Origin of the sequence: Novosphingobium guangzhouense, assembly GCF_002896965.1 — a bacterium.
Taxonomy (GTDB): domain Bacteria; phylum Pseudomonadota; class Alphaproteobacteria; order Sphingomonadales; family Sphingomonadaceae; genus Novosphingobium; species Novosphingobium guangzhouense.
Genome location: NZ_LYMM01000021.1, coordinates 74611 through 92797, shown reverse-complemented (window position 1 = coordinate 92797; position 18187 = coordinate 74611). Strand labels below are relative to the sequence as shown.

At 67.9% G+C, this 18187-nt stretch carries 12 protein-coding genes; 5 read left to right on the top strand and 7 right to left on the bottom strand.

The window, feature by feature from the left end:
- Positions 1-46 precede the first annotated feature (46 nt).
- Both A8V01_RS05375 and A8V01_RS05370 read left to right on the top strand, forming a co-directional pair.
- Positions 47-1753, top strand: a complete 1707-nt coding sequence (locus tag A8V01_RS05375) for an Hsp70 family protein (RefSeq protein WP_103094895.1) — start codon at positions 47-49, stop codon at positions 1751-1753.
- Positions 1689-3443 carry a hypothetical protein gene (locus A8V01_RS05370; protein ID WP_103094894.1) on the top strand — a complete coding sequence of 585 codons (1755 nt, stop codon included), beginning with the start codon at positions 1689-1691 and terminating at the stop codon, positions 3441-3443. The genes A8V01_RS05375 and A8V01_RS05370 overlap by 65 nt, the downstream gene beginning before the upstream one ends.
- Positions 3444-3470: 27 nt before the next feature.
- Here the strand turns inward: A8V01_RS05370 and A8V01_RS05365 are convergent, their stop codons facing one another.
- The 6 genes from A8V01_RS05365 to A8V01_RS05340 form a co-directional block, all read right to left on the bottom strand.
- Entirely contained in the window at positions 3471-4646 is a 1176-nt protein-coding gene (locus tag A8V01_RS05365) for a BaiN/RdsA family NAD(P)/FAD-dependent oxidoreductase (protein ID WP_103094893.1), read from the bottom strand.
- Positions 4643-6283: an NAD(P)/FAD-dependent oxidoreductase gene (locus A8V01_RS05360; RefSeq protein WP_103094892.1), complete on the bottom strand. Its 1641-nt coding sequence runs from the start codon at positions 6281-6283 to the stop codon at positions 4643-4645. The genes A8V01_RS05365 and A8V01_RS05360 overlap by 4 nt, the downstream gene beginning before the upstream one ends.
- 63 nt (positions 6284-6346) lie before the next feature.
- Entirely contained in the window at positions 6347-7324 is a 978-nt protein-coding gene (locus A8V01_RS05355; protein ID WP_103094891.1) for a helix-turn-helix domain-containing protein, read from the bottom strand.
- A gap of 59 nt (positions 7325-7383) precedes the next feature.
- Positions 7384-8400: a ferrochelatase gene (gene hemH / locus A8V01_RS05350; RefSeq protein ID WP_103094890.1), complete on the bottom strand. Its 1017-nt coding sequence runs from the start codon at positions 8398-8400 to the stop codon at positions 7384-7386.
- On the bottom strand, positions 8397-10679 hold the full coding sequence (locus tag A8V01_RS05345) for a xanthine dehydrogenase family protein molybdopterin-binding subunit (protein WP_103094889.1): 2283 nt from the start codon (positions 10677-10679) through the stop codon (positions 8397-8399). Before A8V01_RS05345 ends, hemH begins: the two co-directional genes overlap by 4 nt.
- Positions 10679-11674 carry an Mrp/NBP35 family ATP-binding protein gene (locus A8V01_RS05340; RefSeq protein WP_103094943.1) on the bottom strand — a complete coding sequence of 332 codons (996 nt, stop codon included), beginning with the start codon at positions 11672-11674 and terminating at the stop codon, positions 10679-10681. Before A8V01_RS05340 ends, A8V01_RS05345 begins: the two co-directional genes overlap by 1 nt.
- A 277-nt stretch (positions 11675-11951) precedes the next feature.
- Between A8V01_RS05340 and hflK the strand changes: the two genes are divergently transcribed.
- From hflK to A8V01_RS05325, 3 genes are all read left to right on the top strand, one after another.
- Positions 11952-13136, top strand: coding sequence for a protease modulator HflK (gene hflK, locus A8V01_RS05335; RefSeq protein ID WP_103094888.1), 1185 nt, complete (start codon positions 11952-11954; stop codon positions 13134-13136).
- Positions 13136-13987 carry a protease modulator HflC gene (gene hflC, locus A8V01_RS05330; RefSeq protein WP_103094887.1) on the top strand — a complete coding sequence of 284 codons (852 nt, stop codon included), beginning with the start codon at positions 13136-13138 and terminating at the stop codon, positions 13985-13987. Before hflK ends, hflC begins: the two co-directional genes overlap by 1 nt.
- A gap of 184 nt (positions 13988-14171) precedes the next feature.
- Positions 14172-15716 carry a Do family serine endopeptidase gene (locus A8V01_RS05325; RefSeq protein ID WP_103094942.1) on the top strand — a complete coding sequence of 515 codons (1545 nt, stop codon included), beginning with the start codon at positions 14172-14174 and terminating at the stop codon, positions 15714-15716.
- A gap of 105 nt (positions 15717-15821) precedes the next feature.
- Here A8V01_RS05325 and A8V01_RS05320 read toward each other — a convergent pair whose 3' ends face one another.
- A complete protein-coding gene (locus A8V01_RS05320; protein WP_103094886.1) occupies positions 15822-18077 on the bottom strand; it encodes a transglycosylase domain-containing protein in 2256 nt (751 codons plus the stop codon).
- Positions 18078-18187: the final 110 nt, after the last annotated feature.

The following is an 18187-nucleotide window of genomic DNA, read 5'->3' as shown; positions in this document are numbered from 1 at the left end:
AATCTTCGGGGAATAGCGTGCTTCTGAACGGACGGGCCGGGCCGGGATGCTGATCGGAATAGACCTTGGCACCACCAACAGCGCCGTCGCCATCTGGCAGGGCGGTGAAGCACAGCTTGTGCCCAATGCGCTGGGCGAAATGCTCACCCCTTCGGCCGTCAGCATCGCGAAGGACGGGCAGGTCTGGATCGGCACCCCCGCGCTTGACCGCATGGCGACGCATCCGGCCGACACCGCCACCAGTTTCAAGCGGATGATGGGCACCCAGCGCAGCGCGAAACTGGGTGGAAAGGACTACAAGGCCGAAGACCTCTCCGCCCTCGTGCTATCCGCCCTCGCCCGCGATGTGGAAGCGCTGACCGGCGTGGCGCCGACCGAGGCGGTGATCACCGTCCCTGCCTATTTCAACGACCGCCAGCGCAAGGCCACCCGCCGCGCGGGCGAACTGGCGGGCCTCACCGTGCGCCGTCTGATCAACGAGCCCACCGCCGCCGCGCTCGCCTTTGGCCTGCAGGACAAGGGCGACCGCGAACCGTTCCTGGTCTTCGACCTTGGCGGCGGCACGTTCGACGTTTCGATCGTGGAAATGTTCGACGGCATCGTCGAAGTGCGCGCCTCGGCCGGCGACAACCGGCTGGGCGGCGATGATTTCGACGATGCGCTGGCCGGTTTCGTGCGGGGGCGGGTTGACCCTGACGGCCTGCTCGACGCCCTGCCGGAAGAACGCCGCAGCGCCCTTCTCAAACGCGCCGCAGAAGCCTGCCGCCGCGCGCTCAGCAGCGCGAACGAGGCCGAATTCACGCTGACCGTCGATGAAACGCGCCTGTCCACCACGGTCACCGACAGCGAATTCGAAACCGCGTGCGAGCCGCTGGTGCGCCGCCTGCGCGATCCGGTGGTGCGGGCATTGCGCGATTCCTCGATAGAGGCGGCGGAACTCTCGGACGTCGTGCTGGTCGGCGGGGCTACGCGCATGCCCGTGGTGCGCAAGGCCATCACCCGCCTGTTCGGCCGCTTCCCCAATTCCTCGGTCCATCCCGACCATGCGGTGGCGCTGGGCGCATCGATACAGGCGGGCCTTGTCGGACGCGATGCGGCGCTGGAGGAGATCCGCATCACGGACGTGTGCCCGTTCACGCTGGGCGTCGAAGTGGCCGAGCATGACCGCTACGGCGGCCTGCAACGCGGGCTGTTCTCCCCCATCATCGAACGCAACACGCCCGTGCCCGTCAGCCGCGTCAGCACGTATCACACGATGGGCGACGGGCAGAAGCAGATCGAATTCGGTATCTACCAGGGCGAAGCGCGCGAAGTTTCGGGCAATGTCCGGCTTGGCCAGCTGCAAGTGCCCGTACCCCCGCGCCCGGCAGGCGAAGTCAGCGCGGAAGTGCGCTTTTCCTACGACAGTTCCGGCCTGCTGGAGATCGACGTTCACGTGCCGCTCAACGGCACCACGCGCAACCTCGTCATCGTCGATGAAGAGGACCGACCCGATCCGAAGGAGATCGAAAAGCGCCGCGCCGCGCTGGCAAAGCTCAAATTCCACCCGCGCGAGGATGCGGCCAACGTCGCCCTGATCGCGCGCGCCGAACGCTGCTATGAAGATCACGTCGGCGATCTGCGGCAGGCGATCGGCCACTGGATCACCGAATTCGTCGGCGCGCTGGAAACGCAGGATCCGCGCCGCATTGCCGACGCGCGCGGTTTTCTGGCCGAGCGGCTCGACGAACTCGACCGCGTCAGCCCGCTTTGAGCGCGATCCGGTGACGGCGGCATTCCCGTGGTCCCTGCTGGGGATCGAGCCCACTGGCGATGCCAGGGCGATCCGCGGCGCCTATGCCGCGCAGATCAAGACCATGGACCTCGACGCCGACGTCGAAGGCTATGCCCGCTTGCGGCAGGCCCGCGACGAAGCGCTGCGGATGGCGAAGGCAGGCAACCTGCCGGTCAGCCCGGCGCCAGAACCGCAAGCGCCGGGCGAAGATGCGCCAACGCCAGCCGCATGGCCGCACGCCGCGCCGCTGCTTGACGGGACATGGTCCATCGATCCTGCCCTGACGGTCCCTGACCCGGCTGCGGACGCGGCCACGGATTTCACATCCCTCTGCGCCGACTTCGCGCCCGCCGGGGCCGAACCGCAGGGCACGATGCTGCTGGCCTGCGCCGGCCCCTCGCTCGTCCCGCCGCTGGTGGAAGGATACGAGGCAGCGCCCACGCTTGACGGCGCGCCGCGCCAGTCGCCCTTTGCCGCGCTCGCCGCCGCGCTGGCCCCCGAACTTGCCGCAACACCGCTGGATGACGGGGAAGAGGCGCAGGCGCTGGTCGCGCTCGATGCGGTGCTGGATGCCGTCCACTGGTCGCCGCTGGCGCAGCAGGCGGAGATGGAGGACTGGCTGGCCAACCTGCTCGCGCAGGGCTGGCCGCGCAGTGCCCCCCTGCTCGAAAAGGCGACAGAGGCGTTCGGCTGGGAACAGGAATGGGGCCGCCTCGATGCGCGCGCCGCGGTGGACTATCTCGGCGCGCGCCTGCGCGGGTATCGCTTCCAGCGCAAGGTGCAGGAGCCGGGCCACCGCTATCACAAGGCGTGGAAGGAACTCCACCGCCCCGGCCGTGCAGGACCTTTCCGCTTCCTGCGCGTCAGCGGCGCCGACGTGCGCGGGTTGCTGGCGGGCGTGCGCAAGACCTTCCCCGAACTGGAAGACCATTTCGATCCCCAGCGGGTGGCGTCGTGGGAAGAAGCGAAGACATGGCCAACCGGCCTGATCGTGCTGGGCGGGATGATCCTGCTGGCCTTCCTGCTTACGATCGGCGACGATCCCAAATCCCCACAGGCCCGGCAGGACGCCTTCGAGGCGACCGTTACGGAAGTGTTCGGGGAGGAGCATGATCCGGTCTGGCTAAGCGGACACCAGCCCGACCTTGCAACTCTGCTGGCCAATGCAGTCCGCATCACCGGAGAAGGCGCGGTGGATCGGCAGACCACGATCGACACAGGCATCGAATTGGTGCGTGCGCGAACCTATCTTGATGGCCGCATGCTTGACGGCGAAGACTTTGAGACAACCATGCGCCTTCGCCTTGCGCTGCTACAGGCGGCCCGTGCCGACAGCCTCGACGCCTGCCACGTGATGATGAAGCGCGGCTCCCCGCCCGCGACCACCGCCGTCCCTTTGCAAGTGCGCGAGGATGAACGCCGCTTCGCTGCCGCTCTGGTCCAGCGCGGGATGCTCAAGGCTCCCGCAAAGGCCGCAGCGCGCTCTGCCCGCGTGCCGCCCGAACTGGTACGCAAGGTGATGGCGGATACCGGGCTCAGCAAGGATCAGGTCTCGGCTGCAATGACCGGGGAAAACGATCCCAACCGCTGCGCCGCCACCATCGCACTGCTGAAGGCCACGCTGGACTGGCAGGGCGAAGGCCGCCACGATATCCTGATGACGCTTTAAAGCGCCACCCTTGGCGCGTCATACCACTCAGATCGCCTGGCCCGCCGCGCGCGCGCTGGCCCAGGCCCACTGGAAATTGTAGCCGCCCAGCCAGCCGGTGACGTCCACCGCCTCGCCGATCGCATAGAGCCCCGGCGCGCGCTTCGCCTCCATGGTCTTGGACGAAAGTTCGGCCGTATCGATGCCGCCCGCCGTCACTTCGGCCTTGGCGAACCCTTCCGAGCCGTCAGGCACGAACGGCCAGCGCGCCAGCCGCGCTTCTGCCGCGCCAAGCGCCTTGTCGGTCAGCGCGCCCAGTTCGCCTTCCAGCCCCAGCCGGGCGCACAAAGCCTCTGCCAGTCGTTCCGGCAGACCATCGCCCAGCGCCTTGCGAAACGACAGCCTCGGGCGTTCGCGCTTCAGTTCGCGCAGCCAGCCGTCGGCGCGGTCGGGAAGGAACTGCGCGGTCACCGTATCGCCCCGCTTCCAGTAGCTGGAAATCTGCAGGATCGCAGGACCGGACAGGCCGCGATGGGTGAACAGCGCCGCCTCGCGGAAGGCCGTCTTGCCGCATCGTGCGACGATCTCGGTCGAAACGCCGGAAAGCTCGCGGAACAGTGCCTCGTCGCCGGGCAGGGTCAGCGGCACCAGCGCCGGGCGCGGCTGCACCACCTTGAGCCCGAACTTGCGCGCAAGGTCATAGGCGAACCCGGTCGCGCCCATCTTGGGGATCGACGGGCCGCCGGTGGCAATCACCAGCGCCGGCGCGCTCGCCTCATGCGCGCCGTGGCGCACGCGGTAGAGGCCGTCCACATGTTCGACCTCGCCCACCGCCTCGCCGCAACGCAGGGTGACGCCGCCTTTCGCGCATTCCTCCAGCAGCATGGTGACGATCTGCCTTGCCGACCCGTCGCAGAACAGCTGGCCGAGGGTCTTTTCATGCCAGGCGATGCCATGGCTTTCGACAAGCGCCAGGAAATCGGCTGCCGTGTAGCGGCTGAGCGCGGACTTGGCGAAGTGCGGGTTGCCTGACAGGTAGCGATCAGGCGCGGTGTGGACGTTGGTGAAGTTGCACCGTCCGCCCCCGGAAATGACGATCTTGCGCCCCGGCTCGGGCGCGTGATCGATCAGCAGCACCCGGCGGCCGCGCTGCCCGGCGGTGGCGGCGCAGAACAACCCGGCAGCCCCGGCGCCGAGCACGATAGCATCATATTGCGTGGTCATTCCGGCGTACCGACCAGTTCCGGCCCCACCAGTTCCAGCGCCAGCGCTTCGGCCACGCGGATGCCGTCCACGGCGGCAGAGAGGATGCCACCCGCATAGCCCGCACCCTCGCCCGCGGGGTAGAGGCCGCGCGTGTTTAGGCTCTGGCAATCCTTGCCGCGCCCGATCCGCACCGGCGACGAACTGCGCGTTTCCACGCCGGTCATGATGACATCGGGGTGATCGTAACCGGGCACCTGACGGCCGAACACCGGCAGCGCTTCGCGGATCGCCTCGACCACGTAGTCGGGCAGGCATTCGCGAAGGTCGGTCAGGTGGACGCCCGGCTGATAGCTGGGGTTCACTTCGCCAAGTTCGGTCGAGGCGCGGCCCGCCATGAAATCGCCGACCTTCTGACCGGGCGCCTTGTAGTTGGATCCACCCGCGACATAGGCCAGTTCCTCCAGCCTGCGCTGCAGTTCGATCCCCGCCAGCGGATCGCCGGGAAAGTCACGCTCCGGACTGATATCGACGACGAGGCCGGAGTTGGCGTTGAATTCGGCGCGCGAATACTGGCTCATGCCGTTGGTGACGACGCGGCCTTCCTCGCTTGTCGCCGCGACCACGCGGCCGCCGGGGCACATGCAGAACGAATAGACGGTGCGCCCGTTCTTCGCCTTGTGCGAAATGGCGTAGGCCGCCGCGCCCAGGATCGGGTTGCCCGCACAGGCACCGTAGCGCGCCTTGTCGACCCAGCTTTGCGGGTGTTCGATGCGCACGCCGATCGCGAAGGGCTTCGCCTCTATCTGGACGCCGCGACCGTGAAGTACCTCGAACGTATCGCGCGCAGAGTGGCCCACCGCCATGATCACATGCTCTGCCGCAAGGTATTCGCCGGTCGACAGGTGCAGGCCCTTGAGGCGACGCTCGCCGTCTTCCTCGGCGATCTCGAAATCCTCGACACGGGTGCTGAAACGGTATTCCCCGCCCAGCTGCTCGATCGTTTCGCGCATGGACATGACCATGGTGACGAGGCGGAAGGTGCCGATGTGCGGATGCGCTTCGGTAAGGATATCCTCGGGCGCGCCGGCCTTGACGAATTCGGTCAGCACCTTGCGGCCAAGGTGGCGCGGGTCCTTGATGCGGCTGTAGAGCTTGCCGTCCGAGAACGTGCCCGCCCCGCCTTCGCCGAACTGGACGTTGCTTTCCGGGTTGAGTTCGGAACGACGCCACAGCCCCCAGGTATCCTTGGTGCGTTCACGCACTGCCTTGCCGCGTTCGATGATGATGGGCTTCAGGCCCATCTGCGCAAGGATCAGCGCGGCGAGCAGGCCGCAGGGACCGGCGCCGATGACGACCGGACGCGGCCCTTCCCAACCGGCAGGCGCACGGACGGGGAACTTGTAGGAAATGTCCGGCGTCGGCCGCACATGCTGGTCGCCGGTAAAGCGGGCCAGCACTTCGGCTTCGTCCTTCACAGCCACATCGAGGGCATAGACCAGCTTGATCGCGTTCTTGCGCCGCGCATCGTTGCCCCGGCGGAACACGGTCACGCGCTCAAGATCGGCGGGCGCGATGGCAAGGCGCTGCACCACCGCCGCGTCGAGATCGGCGGGCGTATGGTCAAGCGGCAGGGCAATGTCGGTGAGGCGAAGCATCCGCGCGCCTTTATACCGTGATGCGCCCGAACGCCATGGCCGCGTTCGGCAGGGTGCGCCTTCTCAGATCGGCGCAGGCCCCGTCAGCGCGATTTCCGCGAAGTACCGGGACATGGCGTCCACCGCCTTGTCGCTGAGGTCGATGAAGGCGCGGCGCTTGTCCGTACCGTCATTGAGGCGCACGAAGAAGCCCGCTTCGACCATCTGGCCGATCCAGCGCAGCGCCGTGGTGGGCGGCACGCCCGCCGCAATGCAAAGCGACGTCACCGACACCCGCTTGCCCTCCAGCCGCGATGCGGTGAGGTCCAGCAGCATGTCCCAGGCAGGATCGGCGAAGAAATCCTTGTCCACGAAGCGCGCGCGCAGCTGGCGCTGGCGGATGATGCGGCGCACCAGCCGGGCATCGGGAAGCTGCCCCGGCGCCGGGGAAGACACCGGCGCGACCGGCGGCGGCTGCGGCACCCCGCCCTGCGGTTCGAGACGGTCCATCCGGCCCGCGATCTTGCCGACCTGTTCGGTCAGCCGCAGCAGCATCAGCCGGTCATCTTCCGACAGTTCGCGCACGCGCCCTGACGGCATCGTCGCCAAGGTGCGGCCCAGCGCCAGAACGCGTTCCGCCCGATCGGGATCGACCAGCAGCACGGGCGAGGACTGGTCCATGCAGGCGAAGACTTCATCCAGCGCATCGACCCCGGTAGAGACGATAAGGCGGGTGGCCCCGCCCGCCGCGCGCATATCCAGCCGCGCCAGCGCCGCCAGCACTCCGGCATCGACCTGCGGGCAATCCACCAGGATCACATCGGGCAGCGAAGCCTGCGCCAGCGCGTCCCCCATGAGCACAAGATCGGCAAGCGGCGCCGCCGCGACAAGGCGCATGCCCGCCGCATCGCCGTCTTCCCGCAAGGTGGCGCGCAAATGGGCGCGGTTGGCGTAGATCGACAGCGCCACGCCCGCGCCCGTCCCGTCACCGGCGAACGGCGCGGCTGTTGCAACCGACCCGCCATATGCGAAGTCGGGCTGGAGGTGGTCCCCGTCACGCATGATCCGATCCTTCCGTTCTGCAGGGAACAGAGTTGGAACATACGGGACTTTCCGGACAGTTAAATTCCTGAAAGCCACCCCGACAATTCGCGCCGGACCAGCCCTTCGAGCATCGCCATGCCGGGCGCGCGGTCGTTCAGGCAGGCCAGCACCGCAAGGCGTTCGCCGCCCGCCTCCTCGAACACCTCGCGGCCACGGATCGCCAGTTCCTCCAGCGTTTCCACGCAGTCCGCCGAGAAGCCCGGCGCCAGGATGGCAAGCCGGCGGGTTCCGGACTTCGCTTCTTCCGCCAGCACCGTCTCGGTCGCAGGTTCAAGCCATTTCGCGCGGCCGAAGCGGGACTGGAAGCTGGTTTCGACCCGCAGCGACGGCAGCCGCTGCGCCAGCCGAGCGCTCAGCAGGCGGGAGGTTTCGCGGCAGTGATCGTGGTACGGATCGCCCAGCTTCCGCGTGCGCTCGGGCATGCCGTGATAGGACAGCAGCAGCACTTCGGGCGTGAATTCCAGCGCGGCGACTTGCGCGACGACATCCTCTTCCAGTGCGGCGATATAGGCCGCGTCGTCGTAATAGGGCGGCAGCGTGCGCAGCGCGGGCTGCCAGCGCATGGCGCGCAGGGCATCGCCCAGCTTGTCCATCACCGATGCGGTCGTCGCGCCCGAATATTGCGGGTAGAGCGGGGCGACAAGGATACGCTCGCAGCCCGCATCCTTCATCGCCTGCAACCGCGAAGGCAGCGAGGGATTGCCGTAGCGCATCGCCCAGTCGACCGTGACGGCATCGCCAAGCCGCTGCTGCAGAGCACCGGCCTGTCCTGCGGTGATCGCGGCAAGGGGCGAGCCTGCCGCAGTCCAGACCTGGCTGTAGGCATGGGCCGACTTGGCCGGGCGCGTGCGCAGGATCACCCCATGCAGGATCGGCTTCCACGCGATCGCCGGGATTTCCACCACGCGCGGGTCGGACAGGAACTCGGCAAGGTAGCGGCGGACCGCATCCGGCGTCGGCGCGTCGGGCGTGCCAAGATTGACGAGGAGGACACCGACGCCTCCGTTCGCGGCGGGTGAAAGGTCTGGCGTCATACGTCCTCGGCAAAGAAGGGAAGGCGGCGCAGGCGCAGGCCCGTCGCCGAGAAAAGCGCGTTGGCAACGGCCGGGGCCACGGCGGCCACGCCCAGTTCGCCCGGATCGGCGGGGTCTTCGCGGCTTTCGATGAAATCCACCTCGATCGCGGGGCAATCGGCCAGCGTCGGCAGCCCCATCGCGGCAAGGCTTTCGCTGTCCGGCCGTCCACCGGCATAGCGCACCGCGCAGCCCAGCGCGAGGCCGAGGCCAAAGACCAGCCCGCCCTCCACCTGCTGGCGCGCGATATCCAGATTGACGATGCGCCCCACGTCAACGACCGCGCTCAGGCGGTCCACGCGCACCCCTTCGGCTTCGCGCCGGGCGCTGGCGACCACAGCGATGCGGCCCCCGATGCCGCCAGCATCGATCACATGGCAGGCCAGCCCCTGCCCGCTGGCGTCCGAACCGCCGCCCCATTGCGACAGGGCCGCCACCCGCTGAAGGCAGGCGGCAAGGCGCGGGTCGTGGCCCAGCATCGCCATGCGATAGGACAGAGGCTCGCGCCCGGCCTTGTGCGCCAGTTCGTCGATGAAACTTTCGTTGAAGAAGGCGGTCCAGCCATGGGCATTGCCGCGCATCCTTGCCGTGGGCAGGCCGATGCGCACGGGAACGTGGTCGATCGCCAGGTTGGGAATGGCGTAAGGCGGCACCGCGCCTTCCAGCGCCATGGGATCGGCATCGAGCGCGACGGCTTCGAGCGCATCGTAAGGCGCATCACCATGGAGCAGGCGGCGGCCGAATTCGCGCGCGGTGGCGGGCACGGTGATGCGTGCGCGCCATCCGGCGATCTGCCCTTCGCTATCGGGACGCGCGGCCATGACGGCGGATACCGGCGCACGGGGCAGGCCCGCGCGGAACTCCTCACGCCGGGACCAGGTAAGCTGGACGGGCTTGCTCACGGCCCTGGCGATCAGCGCGGCTTCCACGGCCTGGCCATGCTCAAGCCTGCGATCGAAGCTGCCGCCGATCGCCACGGGATAGAGCACCACGTCACGCAGGTGCATGTCCAGCGCCGCGGCCACCGTCTTGCGCACCGCCTGCGGCGCCTGCGTGCCGATCCACAGCTCCAGCTTGCCGTCATGAAGCCATGCCGTTGCCGCAGCAGTCTCGATGCCGGCATGGATCGCGGGCGAGACTTCGTATCCGATCTGGATCGGCAGACGGTCCCGAACCAGCGCCATGTCGCCTGCCGAGTGGATGCGATGCGCACGGGCATTATGCAGCGCTTCGTCCATCGCCGTGTCGACGGCATCGGAGTCGGCCCCGGCGGCCACCCGAAAACCGGGCTCCATACGGGCCAGCGCCTGCTCGGCCGCCCAGCCGTTGGTGGCGACGGCGGCCACCCAGGCGGCTTGCCCTTCCGGGCTGCGCACGGTGCGCAGGAAGCCGGGCACGCCTTTCGCGGCGCCCTCGTCCAGATCGGAAAGGAACGTCCTGCGACCGATGGGACCGTGGCGGATCGCGGCGAATACCATGCCGGGCAGGCGCACATCACCCGCGAAGGTCCACGAGCCGTCGATCTTGGAGGGCAGGTCCAGCCGGGGGTAGCGCAAGGGCGCGCCGGGCGGAAATTCGCCGGCACGCTCGGACATCGGCTCCGCTCGCAGCGGCGGTGTCGAGGGCGGGGAATAGCGCGCGGCCTCGGCGGCAAGCGGGCCGAAGGGCAGCTTCCTGTTTTCGTGGGTGACGAAGCCGTTCGCCACTTCGCACTCTTCCCAGCCCACGTTCCAGCGGGCCGCAGCAGCCTGCGCCAGCATCGCGCGGGCAGAAGCGGCGGCGGCACGCGCTGCCGCCTCGTAAGCGGCGATCGCGGTGCCGTCCGCCGTCACGTCGAAAACCTCGTCCTGCGCCCAGCGGCGGGTCAGCAGATCGTCCGGGTCATCCGCAAGCGAAGGCACCAGCGGCATCCAGAGCGGCGCCCATTTCGCGGCAAGCGCAAGGTTGGCATAGCGGGCGCTGACCGGGGCAGGCTCGGCCGCGATCTGCCGCCAGTCCGCGCCCAGTTCATGCGCGACGATCTGCGGGATCAGCGTGGTGACGCCCTGCCCCATCTCCACTTGAGGGACCGAAACGGTAACGACGCCGTCCGCGCCGATCCTGATCCACGCATCGAAGGCGAACTCCCCCTCGTGCGGGTGCAGCGGCAGCGGATAACTGCGCGGCCGCAGCATGTAGCCGAGCGCAAGCCCACCGCCCGCCAGCGCTCCGACAAGCACGCCGCGGCGGGTCACCGCCATCAGGGATTGGCATCCAGCCAGGCGGCGACCCCGGCCGCAAGCGCGGTGAAGGCATCGGCTTGCGGGCCGGTCCCGGCAGCCGTGGGCGTGCCCGCATCTCCTTCCCGGCGTATCGCGATGTCCAGCGGGATGCGGCCCAGGAAGGGCACGCCCATCTCCTGCGCGGACGCTTCTGCGCCGCCACAGCCGAACGGGTCGCTCACCTCGCCGCAATGGGGGCAGGCATAGCCCGCCATGTTCTCGACCACGCCGATGACCGGCACGCCGCCCTTTTCGAACAGCTCCACCGCGCGGGTTGCATCGATCAGCGCCAGATCCTGCGGGGTGGAGACGATCACCGCGCCCGCCGGCTTGCAGCGCTGCAGCATCGTCAGCTGCACGTCGCCGGTGCCGGGCGGCAGATCGACGATAAGCACTTCGGCGCCGTCCCAGTGCCCCTCGACCAGCTGGAGAAGCGCGCCGGAAATCTTCGGTCCGCGCCACGCGATCGCCTGCCCCGCGTTCGACAGGTGCGCCATCGACAGCGCAGGCACGCCCCAGCGGCTTTCGACCGGCACCAGCCTGCCTTCGTGCGCCGTCGCCCGCTGGCCCTCGGTGCCCAGCAGCCGCGCCTGCGAAGGGCCGTAGATATCCGCATCGACCAGCCCGACGCGGCGCCCCATCCGCGCCAGAGCAACGGCAAGATTGGCCGAAAGCGTGGACTTGCCGACGCCGCCCTTGCCCGATCCGACCGCGATGATGCGCGGCCCCTTCGGCGCTGCGGCGGGCCCGTTAGTGGTAGTGGACGGCTCTGCCTTGTCGGCCATCATCGCCACGCGCACTTCGCCGACCTTGCCCGCCAGCGCCTCTCTCACGCCCGCTTCCATCGCCGCGCGCGCCGCCGCATCAAGCCCGGTCGCGTCGAGAACCAGCGTCGCGCGGCCTTCCGCCACGCGCAGCGACTGGACACGCGCCGCCGCATCGGGCCGCAACAGCGCCTTGAGGTCTTCGCCCACGGCCCCCGACCCTTCGGTCCCCGCCCCGGTGCTGCCCTCGATGCCTTCGGCGCTGCTCACTTGTCTTCTCCAGTAGATTGCCGGTTCGTTTCCGGCGTGTGCGTCTGCCGGGCCCAAGGCCCCGCGTTCGCCGCTCAGGTGGAGTACGCGGGGAAAAAGGGCAAGAGAGGCACTGTTATTTGCCAGAGGGGTTCTTATAGATAGCATCATGAAAGCTATCGGTGGTGCAGACACGCCTCCTCACGGCGTGCCGGGGGACAGATCAGGAATTTCCCAGATGGCGGGACGCAACAGCCCATGGGGCGGCGGCGGCAATGACGGCGGCAGCGGCGGGGACGGCTCCGATGGAGGCAACGGTCCCGACGGCGCACCGGATGGCGGCCAGCCTGACGAACCCCGCTCCGACACGCCTGAACGCCCCGAAAAACCCAGCGGGCCCCGCAATCCCTGGCTGCCCAGTGGAGACGGCACCCCGCCGCGCCGCTCGGCCAGCATCGAGGACATCTTCCGCAATCGCGGCGAACAGCGCCGCACCGGCGGCGGTGGCGGCGGACCGCGCGTACCCGGCGGCTTCCCCAACCTGCCGCGCCGTCCGGACGGCAAATCGTGGCTGCCGCTCGGCATCGCGGCTGCCGTGGTGGTCGTTCTCGGCTTCTCCAGCGTGCACATGCTCGGCCCCAAGGAACAGGGCATCGTCACCACGCTGGGCCAGTATTCGCGCACGATCGATTCCGGCGTCAGCCTGACCCTGCCCTGGCCGGTCGAACAGGTGCATGTGGAAGACGTCAGCTCGTTCCAGGTCGTCACCGTTCCCGATAACGAGAACGAAAAGCTGATGCTGACCAGCGACAAGAGCCTGGTCGATCTCAGCTACCTTGTCCGCTGGAACATCAAGGGCCTGAAGGATTACACCTTCCGCCTCGCCGATCCGAAGGAAACCGTGCAGGAAGTGGCCGAAGCCGCGATGCGCGCCTCTATCGCGCAAGTCTCGCTCGGGCAGGCGCTGTCCGGCGCCGGACGCGCTCAGGTAGAGCAGGACGTGGGCGAACGGATGCAGCGCATCCTCGACTTCTACCACTCCGGCATCGCCATCCAGGGCGTGGAAATCAAGAAGGCCGACCCGCCGGCCAAGACCAAGAGCGCGTTCGACAACGTCAATGTCGCCCAGCAGGAAGCCGAGCGCGATCGTTCGGAAGCGCGCGCGTGGGCGCAGCAGGTGATCGCCCGCGCCCAGGGCGATGCCACCGCCTTCGACAAGGTCTATGAGGAATACAGGCTCGCCCCCGAGGTGACCAAGCGTCGCATGTACTACGAAACCATGGAACGCGTCCTGCGCGACAATGACACGGTGGTGGGTGAAAAGGGCGTGAACACCGTCCTTCCCCTGCCTGAAATGCAGCGCCGCGCCGCTCCCTCTCCTGACACTTCGGCCAGCGCGCCGACCAGCACGGGAGAACAGTGATGGGCATCCTGAACGACTACAAGGGCGTGCTGATCGCCGCGGGCGCCGTCGTCGTGGGCCTGATGATGAGCACCATCGTCGTGCCCGAGGACGAACAGGCCGTGGTGGTCCAGACCGGCCGCCCGGTGCGCGTCTACAACCCCTATGTCGCCAATGCGGCTTATGGGCAGACCGGCGCGGGCGTCCACTGGCGCATCCCGCTGGTGGAACAGGTGATCCGCATCGACAAGCGCCTGCTTTCGGTGGACATGCAGCAGCAGCAGGTGCTGTCCACCGACCAGCAGCGGCTGAACGTGGACGCCTATGCACGCTATCGCATCGTCGATCCGGTGAAGATGGTCCGCTCCGCCGGCACGACCGAACGGGTGACCCAGCAGCTTGAGCCGATCCTGTCATCGGTCGTGCGTCAGGAACTGGGCAAGCGTACCTTCCAGTCGCTGCTGACCGCCGAACGCGGCGCGGCGATGGAGAACATCCGCAAGCTGCTTGACCGCGAAGCGCAGGAATACGGCGCGCAGGTGGTGGACGTCAGGATCAAGCGCGCCGACCTGCCCGAAGGTGCACTGGCAGCCGCCTTCGTGCGCATGGAAGCGGGCCGACAGGAAGAAGCCAAGACGATCGCGGCACAGGGCCAGCGCGATGCGCAGATCATCCGCGCCGAGGCCGAGGCGCAGGCCGCCAGGATCTACGCCGACAGCTTCGGCAAGGACGCGCAGTTCTACGATTTCTACCGCGCGATGCAGAGCTACGCGGTCTCGTTCGGCAAGGGCCAGCCCGGCAGCCCGAACGGCGCCAAGACCATCCTGCTTTCGCCCGACAATGCCTATCTGAACCATTTCAGGGAGCCGTAAGCGGTTTCGGCCGTTGCGCTTCGGAAGTTACGCTTCAGAAAGTTCTGGCCGGAATTGCGTAAAAGTGGCGGATTTCCGCATCATTCAAATCCGGTTAAGCTCGCGGGGCGTGAAACCGCTCCGGGGTTACCAGTCGGATCTAGGCGCAAGCCGCCAAACGGAGGAATCAAAGGACGTGAAGCCCGTGCGATATGCTTATGGACTGACCACAGCGCTCCTGCTTGGAGGCGCAACCGCATCGCTCGTCACCGGCTACCCCGCAGGCGCGCAGGTGGCCCAGAACGAGGCCAGCGAAATCTCGAAGGTGGTGCCGCGTGCCGGGGCCCCCGCCAGCTTTGCGGATCTGACCGCACAGCTGCAGCCTGCCGTCGTCAACATCTCGACCCGCCAGAAGGTGCAGGTCGCGGGCGCCGGCAACAACCCCTTCGCGGGCACCCCGTTCGAGGGGCTGTTCGGCGGACAGGGCGGCGGTGGCGGCGCGCCCCAGACGCGTGAGGCGCAGTCGCTCGGTTCGGGCTTCATCGTCTCGGCCGACGGCTATGTCGTGACGAACAACCACGTCATCACCGCCGAGGGCAAGGGACAGGTCGAATCGATCACCGTCACCATGCCCGACGGCACGGAGTACCCGGCCAAGCTGATCGGCAAGGACGCCGCATCCGACCTTGCCGTGCTCAAGATCGACGCGGGCAAGAGTCTGCCCTTCGTGAAGTTCGGCGATAGCCGCAAGGCCCGCGTGGGCGACTGGATCATCGCGATCGGCAACCCCTTCGGACTTGGCGGCACGGTGACTTCGGGCATCGTATCGGCCGTGTACCGATCGACCGGCTCGGGCGCGGGCGCCTATGACCGCTATCTCCAGACCGACGCCGCGATCAACCGGGGCAACTCGGGTGGCCCGATGTTCGACATGAGCGGTCAGGTGATCGGCATCAACAACGCGATCTTCTCGCCCACCGGCGGCAGCGTCGGCATCGGCTTTGCCATTCCGGCGGAAATCGCGGCCCCGCTCGTCCAGAAGCTGATCAAGGGCGAAGCGATCGAGCGCGGCTACCTTGGCGTGCGCATCCAGCCGGTGACCGAAGACATCGCCGATTCGCTGGGCATCGCTCACAACAAGGGTGAATTCATCCAGCTGGTCGAGCCGGACGGCCCGGCAGCCAAGGCCGGTCTGCAGGCGGGCGACGTCGTCGTCTCTGTCGACGGCAAGGAAGTCACCAAGGACCAGACGCTGTCCTTCATCGTTGCCAACACCAAGCCCGGCGCGCGTATCCCGGTCGAGGTGATCCGTGGCGGCAAGCGCCAGACGGTCACCGCCACGGTCGGCAAGCGCCCGAGCGAGGATGAACTTTCGCAGTCCTTCACCCCCGATGGCGATGAAGACGGCGATGCCTTCAACAACCCGCCCCAGAAGCAGGAAAAGGGCGTCATCGAGAACTCGCTGGGCCTGACCGTGACCCCGCTGACCGCCACCATCGCACGCCAGCTGGGCGCGGCGGAAGGCACCAAGGGCGTGGTCATCGTGGCCGTCGATCCGAACTCGGATGCGGGCCAGAAGGGCTTCCAGCGCGGCTTCATCATCCTGCAGGCAAACGGCCGTCCGGTGACCACCGCCGCCGACCTGACCGCAGCGATCAACGCCGCCAAGGCGGAAGGTCGCTCGGCCCTGCTCCTGCGCGTCCAGCCGCGCGGCCAGCAGGCGACTTTCGTGCCGGTGCGCCTGCGCTGACACGACGCTGAAGGCGTAAAAGGAAAAGGCCCGCCGGAGCGATCCGGCGGGCCTTTTCGTGTGTGCTTGCGCCCCCCGGACCGAACAGCCGAGGGACTGGCCAAACTACTGCTGCAGCCCCGGTGTGCGGGTCGGCAGCGGACGGGGCGCAGGCGTGACGCGCGGGGTCGGCGTGGGCCGCGCGCCCGGATAGGCGCCCTGCACCTGCCCCGGTGAACGCAGCCCCTGCTCTTCCCGCTCACGCCCGGTGGCGCGATCAAGGAAGTCGGTGCCGGCGGCCGGAGGCGGCGCCCCCTGCCCACCGCCCTGCCCACCGCCCTGCGGGGCGTAATCGGGCGGAACCATGCCGCCGTTAGGAGGCGGTACGCCCTGCCCTTCGCCATAAGGCGGCTGATCGGGCGCGGCGCTGTCCGGGTGGACCAGATTGCCGTTCTCGTCGGTGTAGTAATAGTCCTCCGGATTGCCCTGCATGGCCTCGTCGTCCGGCTCAAGCTGCCATTCGGGCAGGGTCAGCTGGGTGTCGAACTGTTCGACCGGGCGCTTGGCGACGGCAACCTTCATGTAATCCGCGAAGGCGCGTGCCGGGGCATGGCCGCCCGACAGACCGCCGACCCGCTTGGCGTCGTCGCGGCCCATCCACACGCCGGTGGTGATGCCGCTGGAGAAGCCCAGGAACCAGCCGTCCTTGTTGGAACTGGTGGTGCCGGTCTTGCCCGCCACCGGACGGCCGATCTGCGCGGCGCGGCCGGTGCCGATGGCCACGGCGGTCTGCAACAGGTCGGTGATCCCGGCGGCCACGTAATGCGGCACCAGCACCTGCCCCTGCACGGACTTGTGTTCGTAGAGCAGTTCGCCCGAAGTCGTGGTGACCTTGGTGATGCCATAAGGCTCCACCGAAGTCCCGCCCGCCGAAACCGCCGCGAAGGCGCGCGTCATGTCGATCACGCGCACTTCGGACGTGCCCAGCACCATCGCGGGCTTGGTGTTGATCTGCGTGGTGATGCCGAAGCGCTTGGCCATGCTGGCCACGGTTCCAAAGCCCACCTCGTTGCCCAGCTGGGCCGCGATGGTGTTCTTGGAATAGGCGAAGGCGGTGCGCACGTCGATCTGGCCCGCGAAGTTGCGGCCATCGTTCTGCGGGCTCCATCCCTGGATCGTCACCGGCTGGTCGACCACCGCATCGTCAGGCGTATAGCCTGCCTCAAGCGCGGAAAGGTAGACGAACAGCTTCCACGCCGAACCCGGCTGGCGCAGCGCCGACGTGGCGCGGTTATAGTTCGAATTCACGTAATCGGTGCCGCCGACCATCGCCAGCACCGCGCCGTCGCGGTCGAGGCTGACGAGTGCGCCCTGCGCCCCTGCGGGAACGTTGCGATCGATCGACTTCGTCGCCGCATCCTGCATCGCAGGGTCAAGCGTGGTCCAGACCTCGATCGGCTCGTTGTTCTCGGGCAGCAGCATGTCGAGCTGCGGCAGCGCCCAGTCGGTGAAGTAGCGGACCGAATTCTGGCCCTTTTCCTTGGCGACCTTAACGTCCGAGAAGTCGACGCTGTCGGCCTCGCTCTGCGAAATCACGCCTTCGCGCGCCATGAGGCCAAGCACGACCTTGCCGCGCCCCTTGGCAGCCTCGACGTCCGCGGTGGGGGAGTAGTTCGACGGCGCCTTCACAAGACCTGCGATGATCGCCGATTCCGCGGTCGACAGCTCGGTGGCCGGGTGGCCGAAGAACTTGCGGCTGGCCGCGTCGATGCCATAGGCGCCGCCGCCGAAATACACCTTGTTGAGATAGAGTTCGAGGATCTGGTCCTTGCTGAACTTGCGCTCCAGCGCCAGCGCCAGCACCATCTCGCGCGCCTTGCGGTTCCACGAACGCGCATTGCTGAGGAAGATGTTGCGCGCCAGCTGCTGCGTCAGCGTCGAGGTCGCCTTGGCGCGGCTGTCGGTGGTCAGCGAAACGTAGACCGCGCGAGCCAGGCCGATCGGATCGACGCCGGGATGCTCGCGGAAGCGGCGATCCTCGACCGAGACGATGGCATCACGCATGATCTGGGGAATCTGGTCATAAGGCAGCCACCTGCCGTAGCTTGGCCCCAGCGAGACAAGTTCACGCCCGTCGCGCGCGCGCACTACGATCATCTGGCCGTTCTGGCTGCTCTTGAGCGCGCTGTAATCGGGCAGTTCGCGCATCGTGAAGAAGACGGCGGTGCCCAGGAAGATCGCGCCAAGCAGCGCCAGCGCGCCGCCCCATATGAAAACGCCGCGCACGATGCGGCGCCACAGGGGCTTCTTGGCGGCGGAAGATGAAGCTGCACGCGGGGCACGGTTGCCCCCGGAGCTTTTTGGGCCGGAATTCTTGGCCATGGGTAGGATGCAAACCCCAATGAGGACGGATGTACGGGCTCGCTCCTACACCTTGCATGACGATTTGTAACCCGAGGTGAACGCATACTCCCCGAGGCAGGCTCGGGGAG

Excerpts from the sequence above, each read along its gene's own strand:
- A8V01_RS05375 (WP_103094895.1), top strand. The coding sequence starts at position 47 with ATGCTGATCGGAATAGACCTTGGCACCACCAACAGCGCCGTCGCCATC.
- A8V01_RS05365 (WP_103094893.1), bottom strand. The coding sequence starts at position 4,646 with ATGACCACGCAATATGATGCTATCGTGCTCGGCGCCGGGGCTGCCGGG.
- A8V01_RS05360 (WP_103094892.1), bottom strand. The coding sequence starts at position 6,283 with ATGCTTCGCCTCACCGACATTGCCCTGCCGCTTGACCATACGCCCGCC.
- A8V01_RS05355 (WP_103094891.1), bottom strand. The coding sequence starts at position 7,324 with ATGCGTGACGGGGACCACCTCCAGCCCGACTTCGCATATGGCGGGTCG.
- hemH (WP_103094890.1), bottom strand. The coding sequence starts at position 8,400 with ATGACGCCAGACCTTTCACCCGCCGCGAACGGAGGCGTCGGTGTCCTC.
- A8V01_RS05345 (WP_103094889.1), bottom strand. The coding sequence starts at position 10,679 with ATGGCGGTGACCCGCCGCGGCGTGCTTGTCGGAGCGCTGGCGGGCGGT.
- hflK (WP_103094888.1), top strand. The coding sequence starts at position 11,952 with ATGGCGGGACGCAACAGCCCATGGGGCGGCGGCGGCAATGACGGCGGC.
- hflC (WP_103094887.1), top strand. The coding sequence starts at position 13,136 with ATGGGCATCCTGAACGACTACAAGGGCGTGCTGATCGCCGCGGGCGCC.
- A8V01_RS05320 (WP_103094886.1), bottom strand. The coding sequence starts at position 18,077 with ATGGCCAAGAATTCCGGCCCAAAAAGCTCCGGGGGCAACCGTGCCCCG.